Source organism: Zoogloea sp. JDB1, assembly GCF_056724025.1.
On the sequence record NZ_CM161496.1, the window covers coordinates 2,635,299 to 2,647,258 of the forward strand.

Here is an 11,960-nt window from a genome sequence, read left to right on the forward strand (position 1 = left end):
GGGCTTAGTGGAACAGGGCGAGGGCGGCGACGCGGCGTTCGACTTCGTCGGCCATCCGTTTATAGGCCGGCGCATCGACGCCGCCGAAGCGGCGCTGGAACTCGTCCGCCATCATGGATTCGGGCAGGCCGTCGATCGGTGGCAGCAGGGACGCATCGCGCAGGCCGGCGGAGACCGCCGCGGCGAGACGCTCGGGGTCGCGAGCAGCGAGTTCGCCGAGGCGCGTGCCGGCCCGGTCGGCGGCCAGGTCGACGAAGGAGAAGCCGCTGCCGCCGCGGGAGTCGCTGACTTCCTTGTCGAGCCCGATGGCGTTGGCCAGCGGTTCGCCAGCCCACGCGGCGAGCGCGGCGGAGACGGTGAAATGCTGGGCGAGGTCCTCACGGCCGCGCAGCGTCAGCGTCACCGGGCGGGGGCGCGGCCACTGGCGGGCCTCGGGAATCAGCAGGGCGATGTCGTGGCCGGACAACTGGGCGGCGGTGACCAGCAGGATGTCCCGGTAAGCACTGCTGCGCTCGCCGGAGCGGGTGCGTTCGCCGGCTTCCTGCAGCAGTGGGCCGAGCACCGCGGCCAGCGGCGCGCTCGGCCGCGTGCCGAGGCTGTCGATGCGTGCCACCAGGCGCCGCTGGGCGTCGGCCAGGCCGTCGCGTCGGGCAGGATCGATGGCCAGCGCGCGGGCTGAGTCGAGCAGTTCGGGCTGCCAGGTGTAGGCGACGCGAACGCCATCCGGTGTGACGGAGACCCGGTCGATGCTGCGCGCCAGCAAGCTGAGATCGGACGCGTACTGGGTGCGTTTGAGGTAGTGCTCGAGCGCAGCCTGGAACAGGGCCGGGGGCACGGGCACGCGGCCGACGCGCACCTGTTCGAACTTGAGACCGTCGGTGCCGGCGCCGAGCTGGGTGCTGACGTTGAGGTAACGGCCGAGCGGGTTGCGTGGCAACTGGGCGGAGTAGCTGATCTCGGCGCCCCCCTGGTGCAACTCGACGCGGGTGTCGGCCTGGAGGCCGCGGCGGGCGGCGAGGGCGACCAGCGCTTCCAGGTCCGGCGCGGCAATTTTGATCTCGCGCCGCTCGTCGCGGGTCAGTCGGCGTGGATCGTTCTTGCGGAGGATCGCCTTGGCACGCATCAGTGCTGCGGGTGCGGGGGCGCTGCCGGTGGTGACCAGCGGCTTGTCTTCCACCACCTGGAATGCAAGAACGACAGCAGCCACCGCCAGCAGCACGATGGTGCCGCTCAGCCAGACAAGGATTCGCAGCATGGTAGCGGTTCGATCAGGAGAGGAATAAGAGCGCGGGGGCCGGTCAGCAGGCCCCCGCGGCGCGTTACACGCCTTGCTTCAGGCTGGCCTGGATGAAGCCGTCCAGGTCGCCGTCCAGCACGGCCTGGGTGTTGCCGACTTCATAGTTGGTGCGCAGATCCTTGATGCGGCTCTGATCGAGCACGTAGGAGCGGATCTGGTGGCCCCAGCCGATGTCGCTCTTGGCGTCCTCGAGCTTCTGCTGCTCGCTCTGGCGCTTGCGCAGCTCGGCCTCGTAGAGGCGCGCACGTAGCATCGACCAGGCTTCGTCCTTGTTGCGGTGCTGGGAACGGTCGTTCTGACACTGCACGACGATGCCCGTCGGGATGTGGGTCAGACGCACCGCGGAGTCGGTCTTGTTGATGTGCTGACCGCCGGCGCCGGAGGCGCGGTAGGTGTCGGTGCGCACGTCAGCCGGATTGATGTCGATCTCGATGGAGTCGTCCACCTCGGGGAAAACGAACACCGACGTGAAGCTGGTGTGGCGGCGCGCGTTGGAGTCGAAGGGGCTCTTGCGGACCAGGCGGTGGATGCCGGTTTCCGTGCGCAGGAAGCCGTAGGCGTATTCGCCGCCGACCTTGATCGTGCAGCTCTTGATGCCGGCCACTTCGCCTTCGGATTCTTCCAGCAGTTCGACCTGGAAGCCCTTGCGCTCGGCGTAGCGCAGGTACATGCGTTCGAGCATGCCTGCCCAGTCCTGGGCCTCGGTGCCACCGGCGCCGGCCTGGATTTCGATGAAGCAGGCGTTGCCGTCCATCGGATTGCTGAACATGCGGCGGAATTCGAGTTCGCCGACCCGGGCTTCGACGCTGGCTACGTCGGCCTCGACGGCCTGCATGGTGTCCTCGTCCTCTTCCATCGAGGCGAGCTCGAACAGGTCTTTGCCGTCGGCGATGCCTTGCTCGATTTCCTGCAGCGTCAGAACGACGCCTTCGAGAGTCTTCTTTTCCTTGCCGAGTTCCTGGGCGTGCTTGGCGTCGTTCCAGATGTCCGGATCTTCGAGTTGCTTGCTGACCTCGATCAGCTTCTCAGCCTTGGAGTCGTAGTCAAAGATACCTCCGAAGTTCGAGCTCCCGGGCCTTCAGGTCGGCGAGCTTGTTGGAGATGGCGTTGAGACGTTCTGCTTCCATGATCGGGGCCCTGGCTGGTGCGGGAAAACCGGGCATTATACCTTCACGCAGGGGGCGCTGCAGCTTGGCTGCCTGTGTGGGGTGCTCAACGCGATGGTGCGGGGAGCATGCCGGCGTCGGGCGAGGTGATGTTGCCGAAGCTGCGTGGAGAGGGCGTCGCCGAGAACTTTGCCTTGCAGGCCTGATACTTGTGGCGGCAGCGGTTGGAGCACAGGAACTCGGTGTTGTAATCGCCCTGCGGGCAGGCGAGCAGGCAGCGGGTGTTGGCCTTGATGCAGTCGGTGACGCTGCCGGCTGGTGGCGTAAAGGGGGAGCGGGCGTTCTTGTCCTCGTCGCTGTCTCTGACGTCCTTGCGCATCAGGCGAAAGGTGCCTTTGGATCTGTTGTTGTCTTTGGCGGAGGAAATCGTGTAACGCCCCTCGAACATGCTCGCTTGACAGCCGCCGGACATCCGTAGCGTGACGGAAGGGGGCAGGATGAGTCGCAGGGTGCATTGCCCATACCGGTTTTCGCCGGCCACGATGGGGGCTGATGTATTGAAGGGGGAGCCAGCGGAGACTGTGCCCGTGAGCCGCCCGCCCTGTTCCTTCAGCTGAATCGTGATCGGTATGGAGGCCTCGAAGCTCTCGGGGGTCAGCAGCCCCCCATATGTCTCGTCGAGTTCCGCCCACGCTGGGCTACAGGCCAGGCCAGCCAGAAGCAGGAAAGCTACGCGGTACAGCAAGGACAGAAGCATCGTCGGTCACGTCGCGGGTGGGGGCTGCGCGGTATGCGGCACCCACCACCCGCGGTGGGTGGTGGAGCCTCCTTGTGGGGCAGCCGTGGCGGATGATTCTAACCCGGCTCCGGAGCCCCGCAGGCACGGTATGTCATGCGCGTGCCTGCGGTGGCCTCAGAACAGCTCGTCCTGCCCGAGGTAGCGCCAGTGGCCAGGTGGCAGGTTGCCGAGCATCACGCGGCCGATGCGTACGCGCTTGAGGCCGACGACCTTCAGGCCGACCAACTCGCACATGCGGCGGATCTGGCGTTTTTTGCCTTCGCGCAGTACGAAGCGCAACTGGTCTTCGTTGAGCCAGTTGACCTTGGCCGGGCGCAGCGCTTCGCCGTCGAGGGACAGGCCGTGGTTGAGCAGCTTGAGGCCGTCTTCGGCGAGCTTGCCCTCGACGCGCACGTGGTATTCCTTCTCGATCGACGAGTCGTCGCCGATCAGTGCGCGGGCGATGCGCCCGTCCTGGGTGAACACCAGCAGGCCGATGGAGTCGATGTCGAGCCGCCCGGCAGGCGCGAGGCCGCGGTGGTGGGTGCGCAGGTAGCGGTTTTCGGACGGATCTTCGGCCCAGCGGTTCTCGGCGGTGATCAGTACGCTGGCCGGCTCGTAGCCGTCCTCGGCCTGGCCGGACACATAGCCGACAGGCTTGTTGAGGAGGATGGTGACGCGGCTGTCCTGGGCGGTCTGGCCACGGCGGTCGAGTTCGACCTTCTGGCCGGGCTTGACGCGGGAGCCGAGCTCGCTGACCACGCGGCCGTCTACGCGAACCCAGCCCTTCTCGATGTATTCGTCGGCTTCCCGGCGGGAGCACAGGCCCAGTTCGGTCATCCGCTTGGACAGGCGGATCGAGCCGTCGTCGCGCAACGGGGAAGGGGTGGGCGCCGGGCGCGGCTCGCCGCTCCACTGCTTGCGCTCGTGGCGCGGCGGACGAGCCTCCGCGGCCTTGCCGAACTCGCCACGCGGGCGACTGGCCGGTTGCGGTGCGCTGCCGTCGTTGCTGCTGTCGTCGCGACGCCGCGGCGGGCGGTCGCCAAAGGGCCGGGCCGGGCGCTCTTCGCCCCACCGCGGACGTTCACCGGTCGTACGTTCGGCGGACGAGCGTGCCGGCTTGTCGCCGAAGGGACGGGCAGGCCGGTCGCCGGCCGGGCGGGGGGAGCGATCGTCGCGGGGACGATCGCTACGCGGGCGTTCGTCGCGGAAGCGCTCGCCGCCCTGGCGCGGCGCATCCCCGTCGCGGGGCACGCGCGGGCTGCGGCGTTCGGGTTCCGCGTTGGCCTGTTCGGGGAAGGAGGCCTTGGCGCGGTTGCGGCCGGTGCTGCCGGCGACCGGCTTGCGCCAGTCCTTGTTGGGCTTGGGGCTGTCGGATGCCTGCGGGGCGGCTTCGGCGGCGCCGGCCGTGCGCGGCTTCAGTTTAAGTGTGCCATCGCGGGTGGGCAGCGGGGCGCGGCGGCGGAGCGTGTCGGTCATGATCAGGCCTTTCTGGCGGCGGAATGCAGTTGCTGGAGGTCGGCCTCTTCAAGATAGACCCACTGGCCTTCGGTCAGGCCGCTCAGCGGCCCCGCTCCGAGGTGGAGGCCACCGAAGCCGCTGCGATGGAGTTGTTCTACATGGTTGCCGGCAGCGGCGATCATGCGTTTGACGACGTGGTACTTGCCCAGATCGATGCTCATTTCCAGCGTCTTCTCGGCCAGCAGGTGCGCATGCAGGGCCGGCACCGGCTGGGGCTCGTCGATCAGATCGACGCCGTCGAGCAGGCGCTGCACGAGGGCATCCGTGCCGGCTTCGGCCAGTTCGGCCCGATAGACCTTTGGCACGTGCTTCTTCGGCGACGATAGATTGTGGATGAAGGCGCCGTCGTCGGAGAACAGCAGCAGCCCGGTGGTGTCCTGGTCTAGGCGCCCGACGCTCTGCACGTTGCGGGCCACCAGTTGCTGCGGCAGCAGGGAGTACACGCTGCGGTGGTGCTTGGGTTCGTGGGAGCACTCGTAGCCGGCCGGTTTGTACAGGGCGACGTAGGTCTTGTCGCGGAAAGTCCAGCTTTGGCCTTCGACTTCGAAGACGAGGCCAGCGGTGTCGATCTCGGCGCCGGGGTCGTCTACGACCTCGCCGTTGATACGGACTTCGCCGAGTTCCACCCACTGGCGGCACTGGCGGCGGCTGCCAAAGCCCTGGTTCTGGAGAATGCGTTCGAGTTTCACGGGAGTTGCGATAGGGCGAAATAACTTTTCATTGTCGTGCCAGGCGGCGGCGATGGCAACTGCACCATTGTGAGGGGGTGAATATTGATGTCATAATATGACGTATGAGAACCGTCGCCATCGTGTGGGAGTTAGGAAGTGATTTCGGGCATGTGGCCCGCGCCCTGGTCATGGCGGAGGGCTTGCGCGCGCGCGGCTTGCGGCCTGTTTTGGTTCTGCGCGATACATCCCGTGTCCTCGACATGTTCGGGCCTTTCGGCCTCGGCGGTGGGGGGGCAAGTTGCGCAGGGGACAGTGCGGCAATCGAATTCACTCAGGCACCCATGTGGCTGGCTCCGCGGAAGGGGCTACCCGATGCCCTCAATTTTACCGAGACCCTTTTCCTGTTTGGGTTCCTGAGTCCCGCAGGGTTGCTCTCCGTCGTTCAGGCCTGGCGCAATCTGTTCCGCCTGATCGCGCCCGACCTGCTGGTTTTCGACAGTGCCCCGACCGCAATGCTGGCAGCAAGAGGGCTTGGCATCCCGAGCCTCGTGACGGGCAACAGCTTTGCGGTTCCGCCGCAGGTCAGTCCGCTGCCACCCTATGAGCAAAGCAGCGGCGTCGCGGTGCCGGGGCCACGGGAACTTGAAACGGAGGCGCGCTGCGTGCGTAACGCGAACGAGGTGCTCATGGCGCTCGGCGCACCGCCGATCGAACATGTCTGTGAACTGTTTGCCGCAGAGGAGACGCTGATCGCCGGAACCCCGGAACTCGATGTATACGGCCGGGGAATGCCCGAACGGTTCATTGGGCCGATCGGAATTCTGGACAAGGGCTGCGCCCCGGTTTGGCCATCTGTGGGGCGCAGTCGGATCTTCGCCTACCTCAAAGCGCATTCGCCGAACCTAGATGACATGTTGGCAGCACTTGCCCGGCTTGATGCTGCGACGCTCGTCGTCGCTCCCGGCCTGTCTTCGCGCCAGATCCAGTCATTTACGCGTCCGAATCTCAGGTTTGCGCAGCACGCGTTGCGCATGGACTGCGTACGGGAAGAGTGCGATCTGGCAGTCGGGCACGGCGGAGCCGGCATGGTCGATCTGATACTTGGGGCGGGAAAACCCTTGGTACTCCTGCCGCTCCAGATGGAACAGGTCATGACCTCCCGACGCGTGGCCGAGGCAGGTTGCGGGGCATGGGTGACCGCTACGCAGTCTTCCGCGGCGTTCGACAGGGTCTTGTCCCATGTACTCGAAGGACCTGAATTTGCGCGGCAGGCGCGTGCCTATGCCGCACGCAATGCAACGTATTCCGAACGTGACGCGCTGGAACGATTTGTGACCGCCTGCGAGCGGTTGATCGTGCCGTCCTGAACTGATCTTGACTGATGATGGAGATGAAGTTGATGCAGAAGAATCGAGTTTTGAGCCCGTGGCTGACGATGCTTGCGGGGGTTGGTGTCTTCTGGGCCACGCCTTCCTACGGAGAGCTTGTGACAACGGGCCAAGCGACCTATTCGCTGGATAATGGGTGGCAGCAGCAGGGTGACACGATCCAGTCGTCCGACGGCAGATTTGCACTGTACCGTTCTGTGGACGAAGCGCTGGTACGGCTCCAGGCCGATGATTCGGGGTTTGTGGCCGGCGCAAGCACACGTGGCTACAATCCGGTAAGCGGTAGCGCCACGGTCGACTGGAATATGGTGCTGACGAATACTTCGGCGACTGCTCAGCATTACACCTATTCCTTTGTGATCAACGGCTCTTTCCTATCCGTCGTGATGGGGGGAAATGTGCAGGGGAATGGACAAGCCTCGTTTGGTGTGACGGTAAGCGGTGCGGGTATGGGGACGTTGTACTCGACCTATGCGAGTCTCGATGAGAGTGGGGCGCTTACTCATACTGGTGCCACCCTTGCCGGCGCGAATGCGAGTCCGATCACTACTTTCGAGGGAGTGGGCTTTTCGTACTCCTGGGATGCAACCACGGTCGTCCTTGATCTGGGCGTGCTGGCTCCCGCGCAGACGCTGGAACTCGACTACGAGTTGAGTTATGCGGCAAGTTCCGATTTCACCTCTAACGGCAATTATCTGGCTGACACTTTCAGCCTCTATGGCGGGGCGGCCCGTAGCGGCCTGATGGACCCGGGCGTCTTTAGCGGGACGCCTGGGACGATCGACGTCGTGGCGGCGACGGTAACGGCGGTGCCCGAGCCAACAAGTCTGGCACTGCTGGCGGCCGGGCTTCCGCTCTTGTGGGCGCGTCGTCGCCGCGTGATGCCCTTCTGACGGCTAACGGCCGAGCCAATGGGCTCGGCCGCTCCAGTCTTTTCAACATCGCAGGGGCATATAAAGCCGTTAGGGAGATGAACAAATCCCTTTTCTGCCTCTTTCAGGTATAAAGCTCGATTTTCGAGGGCATGCATTCCGGGATTTTCTCCCTCAGGACGCACCTCGGCCATGCATCGCCGGCATGCGCCTGTTGGCGAGCAGCAGATTGGCGAAGCCAAATAGCGAGAAGAGTTGCGCCTCGTTCTTTGCCAGCCCGCGATAGCGGGTCTTGTGATGCCGGAAGAGGTTCTTGATCACATGGAAGGGATGCTCCACCTTCGCTGGGATGCTCGCCTTGAGCTTCTCGAAGCGCTCCTGCAACCGACCACGCATCGGCGGGCAGGGCCTTGCGCACGCTGCACTTCATCGCCACCAGCTATTCAACGGTCTTGCCCTGGTTCTCGGGGCGTTTCTCCACGCCTTGATAACCCGCATCGCCGAACACGGTGTGCTCCTTGCCGCGCAGCAGGGCATGGGCCTGACTGATGATGATCTGGGCAGAAGAGGAGTTCGGCGGGGCAGAACTGGGGACAAGCGCCTTGTGCTGCTGGCCGATCGGCTCGGGGAACAGCCTTTGGCGAGTATCCCGGAGGCGCGTTGGGGTTTGGCGAAAATGTATGTGGAATATCGCTTCCTGGGCCGTGAGACGCTCGGCTGGCGTGAATTCATGCAGTCGCATCTGGTGGTGCAGCGCCTTCAGGACACAACGGAACTTGATTTCGAGGGCAAGACAACCCAGGGGCTGGGGCCCTTGAGTTATGAGGCCCAGTGCGGGATGTGCGTGCATCCGATCTACGCGGTGACGCTCGCCCGGGAACCCTTTGGGGTAATCGATGCGTGGATGTGGGCGCGCAGAGCCCGACGAAATCCGCGTGGCTTACGCGCTGCACGGCAAACGCCCGCCGCCCAGACCCAAGGTCAATCAGGTCCTGCGCGTGATCGCGATGCCCGGCGGCTTCATTGGGCGCAAGGGCGACGGCGGGCCCGGCGTAAAGAGTATCGGGATCGGCTGCAGAAGGTCCGCACGGTGATTCAAGCGCCACCCCTCATTGAGGCCGGGAAGGCAGGGAAAGATGTGTGGAACGCAATGTATTAATGCCTCTCCTGCTCGTTTCACATTAATCCCATTGTCTTCTTGTCGTCACATTCGTTAAAGATTGCTTCGCCATCCCCGTAATTGCAGTGCACAATCGCCGCAATTTCTTCGAAGACATCCCGTGATTTCGCCTCGATTTCCTACCTGCCCATCCGCCGGCGCCGTTCTTTTTCGTCCCGGTCTTGCCGGCCTGTCGGGGGGCAAGTGATGGGGATGGTCGTTCATGCTGCGCCGGCCGGTTTCCGCCAGTTTCGCGCCGATTTTCGCTTTACGGTTTCCCTGTTGGCCATCCTGCGTGCGGTTCAGCGCCATCGTGCTCTGTGCGCCGGTGGTGCCCGTCTTGAAGCGGAGGTGCCCGCTGTGCAGGTCGCCGTTTCCCTTGCCATCGAGAGGGCGCTGAAAGCCTGTCCGCCGGAAGGGAGTGCCTCCGAAGCAAGTGGTGACCAAGCGTTTGTCGAGACGCTGGCAGAGGTTTGGCAGCAGATGCTCGCCAGCCGGAACATGGGCTCCGACGAAATGCTGTTTCTGCGCCATTGCCGTCTGCTGGAGCGCGTGCTCGAACGTACCGGGCGCCTGGCGGACGAGTGGGCGGGACTGGATAGGGAGCGGGGTCGGCTGGTGAGTGCGTATTCCCGTCAGCTGCCGGCGCTGACCGAGGCGCTGGGGCGGATCCGCAGCTTGTGCTGCGGGATTGCGGCGATCGGGCATTGTTCGCCCTTCAAGCGCACGCGCCTGTTCTTCCAGTGCTCGTCGGCCGAGGCCTTGCTGGTGGCGGCCAATCAGCGCTATCGGGAAACGGCTCCGCCGATCGAGGCGTTGGTGGCACGGACGGCCGCCGAGCGGCTGGTGCATGTGGTGCGGGCCGAATTCTTGCGCGAGCGGGTCGACTACCCGGTGGATGACTTTTACAGATTGGCGACAGAGGCGATCGATACGGTGTTCGTGTGGATCGACCGGGTTGGTGACGAATTGATGGGCAACGCATGAACGGATGGGCGACAGCCAGGGCAGGCAAGGTGACGACGCGAATGGCATTGGTCCCAGCGACAGGGGGCGTGGATGGATCCCTGGCGGAGCGGGTGCTGGCGGCGCTTGAGGGCATGGTGATCCAGGCGCGGCTGAGCAGCCTGGAGGGCGAGCGCAGCCTGACCTTCGTCAGTGAAGGCGCAGAGGCTCTGTGCGGTTGGCCGGCGGAGGCGCTGATGCGGGATGGCGGGCTGTTCGAGCGACTCATCGTTGCCGAGGACAAGACACCGCTGATGGCCCATGTGCTGGAGGCGGCCCAGGCCGAGGGGCGTTATCGGGTGGACTACCGGATTACCCATCGCAACGGCAGCGTGCGCTGGGTCAGCGAGCAGGGCGCCGGGCGCTGCGGCGACGACGGGGTGCTGTACACCGAGGCGCAGATCAAGGACATCACCGACGAGGTCGCTGCCCAGCAGCAGCTTGCGGATGCCGAGCTGCGCTACCGCAGCATCTTCGATTCGGGCAGCGAAGGGCTGTTCCAGACCTCCAAGGACGGCGTGTACCTGGCGGCCAACCCGGCACTGGCGGCGATATACGGTTACGACTCGCCGGCCCAGCTGATCGCCGAGCTGCGCAGCGTAGGGCGGCAGCTCTACGTGGACCCGGAGCGGAGGGCCGCCTTCATTGCCCAGATGCAGGCCGACGGCGACGTGCGGGACTTCGTTTCCGCGGTGCGCCGGCGCGACGGCAGCATCGTGTGGATTTCCGAGAGCGCCCACAGCGTGCGCGATGTGGATGGCAACTTCCTGTACTACGAAGGTTCTGTGCGCGACATCACCGCCCAGCGGGAAGCCGAGAATCGCCTGCGCTACCAGGCCACCCGCGACCAGCTGACCGGGCTGCTGAACCGTCTGAGCTTTGCCGAGCGCTTCGAGGAAGCTGCACGGCGGGCCGACCGGCGTGGCGACAACCTGCTGGTGGCCTTCATCGACCTGGACAACTTCAAGGTCATCAACGATTCGCTGGGCCACCTGTTCGGCGACAAGCTGCTGCTGACGGTGGCTTACCGCTTGTCCCAGTGCTTGCGTTCGACCGACGTGCTGGCCCGCTACGGTGGCGACGAGTTCGTGCTGATGCTCGAGGACGACGCCCAGAGCGGCAACGTGGAGGCCGTGCTCGCGCGGGTGCAGGAGGCGATCTCCCGGCCGGTGATGCTTGGCGAGAAGGAGGTCACCGTGACCTCCAGCATCGGCGTGGCTCATTACCCGGAGGACGCCCGCAACTTGCCGCAGCTGCTGCAGCAGGCGGACGCCGCGATGTATGCGGCCAAGGCCGCCGGACGGGCGCGGGTGCACCGTTTCACGCCGGAGATCGGTGCCAATGCTACCGAGCGCCTGGCGCTGGAGATGGCACTGCGCAGCGCCATCGAGCGCAGCGAACTGTCCCTGGTCTATCAGCCGCGTCTCGGGCGTGATGGCGAGCTGCGCGCGATGGAGGCCCTGCTGCGCTGGAACAGCGCGGAATTCGGCCCCGTGTCGCCAGCGCGCTTCATCCGGATTGCCGAGGAGACCGGCCTGATCGTGCCGATCACCGACTTCGTGATCCGCAGCGTCGCCGCCCATCTGGACGGCTGGCAGCGCGCGGGGCTGGCCTGCCCGCGGGTGGCCATCAATTGCTCGGTGCAGTTGTTCCGCGACAGCGGCTTTGCGGCGCGCCTGTTCAGCGTCCTCGAACGTCATGCCCTGCCGCCCCAGTGCATCGAACTGGAGATCACCGAAACCCAGTTGATGGCCGACCCCCAGCGCATGATCAACACCCTTTCCGAGCTGAAGGCGCGCGGGCTGACAGTGGCGGTGGATGACTTCGGAACCGGCTATTCCAGCTTGGCCTACCTGAAGAGCCTGCCGATCGACGTGATCAAGATCGACAAATCCTTCGTCGATGGCCTGCAGCCGGAGTCGGAAGACCTGCAGTTCTCCCGCGCGATCATCAGCCTCGGTCACAGCCTGGGCCTGACCGTCGTTGCCGAGGGAGTCGAGACGGGCCTGCAGCACCAGCTTCTGCGCGATCTGGGGTGCGACGAGTTCCAGGGCTACCGCTTCGACCGGCCGCTGCCGGTGCCGTCGGTGCTCGGCAAGCTGCAGCGCATGAATGGCGGCTCCCTGTGGCCGTGGGCTGGCGAGGCCACACGCAGGGCCTGAG

At 65.2% G+C, this 11,960-nt stretch carries 10 protein-coding genes and 1 pseudogene; 5 read left to right on the forward strand and 6 right to left on the reverse strand.

Going from position 1 to position 11,960, the window contains the following annotated elements; genetic code table 11:
* Window positions 1-4: 4 nt before the first annotated feature.
* The 5 genes from AC1PPK_RS11785 to AC1PPK_RS11805 all read right to left on the reverse strand — a co-directional run bounded on the left by AC1PPK_RS11785 (window position 5) and on the right by AC1PPK_RS11805 (window position 5,391).
* Window positions 5-1,255: a hypothetical protein gene (locus AC1PPK_RS11785; protein ID WP_481117999.1), complete on the reverse strand. Its 1,251-nt coding sequence runs from the start codon at window positions 1,253-1,255 to the stop codon at window positions 5-7.
* 64 nt (window positions 1,256-1,319) lie between these two features.
* Window positions 1,320-2,424 (reverse strand): peptide chain release factor 2 gene (prfB, locus tag AC1PPK_RS11790; RefSeq protein WP_481118000.1). Its coding sequence is split into 2 segments (ribosomal slippage): window positions 1,320-2,342 and window positions 2,344-2,424, totalling 1,104 coding nucleotides; the frame shifts between segments, so codons are not numbered across the junction.
* 85 nt (window positions 2,425-2,509) lie between these two features.
* Window positions 2,510-3,160, reverse strand: coding sequence for a hypothetical protein (locus tag AC1PPK_RS11795; RefSeq protein WP_481118001.1), 651 nt, complete (start codon window positions 3,158-3,160; stop codon window positions 2,510-2,512).
* A gap of 156 nt (window positions 3,161-3,316) precedes the next feature.
* Window positions 3,317-4,660: a pseudouridine synthase gene (locus tag AC1PPK_RS11800; RefSeq protein WP_481118002.1), complete on the reverse strand. Its 1,344-nt coding sequence runs from the start codon at window positions 4,658-4,660 to the stop codon at window positions 3,317-3,319.
* A 2-nt stretch (window positions 4,661-4,662) separates the two neighbouring features.
* On the reverse strand, window positions 4,663-5,391 hold the full coding sequence (locus AC1PPK_RS11805) for a pseudouridine synthase (RefSeq protein ID WP_481118003.1): 729 nt from the start codon (window positions 5,389-5,391) through the stop codon (window positions 4,663-4,665).
* 104 nt (window positions 5,392-5,495) lie between these two features.
* Between AC1PPK_RS11805 and AC1PPK_RS11810 the strand changes: the two genes are divergently transcribed.
* Entirely contained in the window at window positions 5,496-6,740 is a 1,245-nt protein-coding gene (locus AC1PPK_RS11810) for a nucleotide disphospho-sugar-binding domain-containing protein (RefSeq protein WP_481118004.1), read from the forward strand.
* A gap of 14 nt (window positions 6,741-6,754) precedes the next feature.
* Window positions 6,755-7,654, forward strand: coding sequence for a PEP-CTERM sorting domain-containing protein (locus AC1PPK_RS11815; protein WP_481118005.1), 900 nt, complete (start codon window positions 6,755-6,757; stop codon window positions 7,652-7,654).
* Between the two features lie 153 nt (window positions 7,655-7,807).
* Here AC1PPK_RS11815 and AC1PPK_RS11820 read toward each other — a convergent pair.
* Window positions 7,808-8,183: pseudogene (locus AC1PPK_RS11820) on the reverse strand (transposase); the annotation flags it as partial.
* Window positions 8,184-8,568: 385 nt separating this feature from the next.
* On the opposite strand from AC1PPK_RS11820, the gene AC1PPK_RS11825 reads away from it, so the two are divergent.
* The 3 genes from AC1PPK_RS11825 to AC1PPK_RS11835 all read left to right on the forward strand — a co-directional run bounded on the left by AC1PPK_RS11825 (window position 8,569) and on the right by AC1PPK_RS11835 (window position 11,959).
* Window positions 8,569-8,727 carry an IS4 family transposase gene (locus AC1PPK_RS11825; protein WP_481118006.1) on the forward strand — a complete coding sequence of 53 codons (159 nt, stop codon included), beginning with the start codon at window positions 8,569-8,571 and terminating at the stop codon, window positions 8,725-8,727.
* Between the two features lie 278 nt (window positions 8,728-9,005).
* On the forward strand, window positions 9,006-9,779 hold the full coding sequence (locus AC1PPK_RS11830; RefSeq protein ID WP_481118007.1) for a hypothetical protein: 774 nt from the start codon (window positions 9,006-9,008) through the stop codon (window positions 9,777-9,779).
* A 41-nt stretch (window positions 9,780-9,820) separates the two neighbouring features.
* Window positions 9,821-11,959: a putative bifunctional diguanylate cyclase/phosphodiesterase gene (locus AC1PPK_RS11835; protein WP_481118008.1), complete on the forward strand. Its 2,139-nt coding sequence runs from the start codon at window positions 9,821-9,823 to the stop codon at window positions 11,957-11,959.
* Window position 11,960 lies beyond the last annotated feature (1 nt).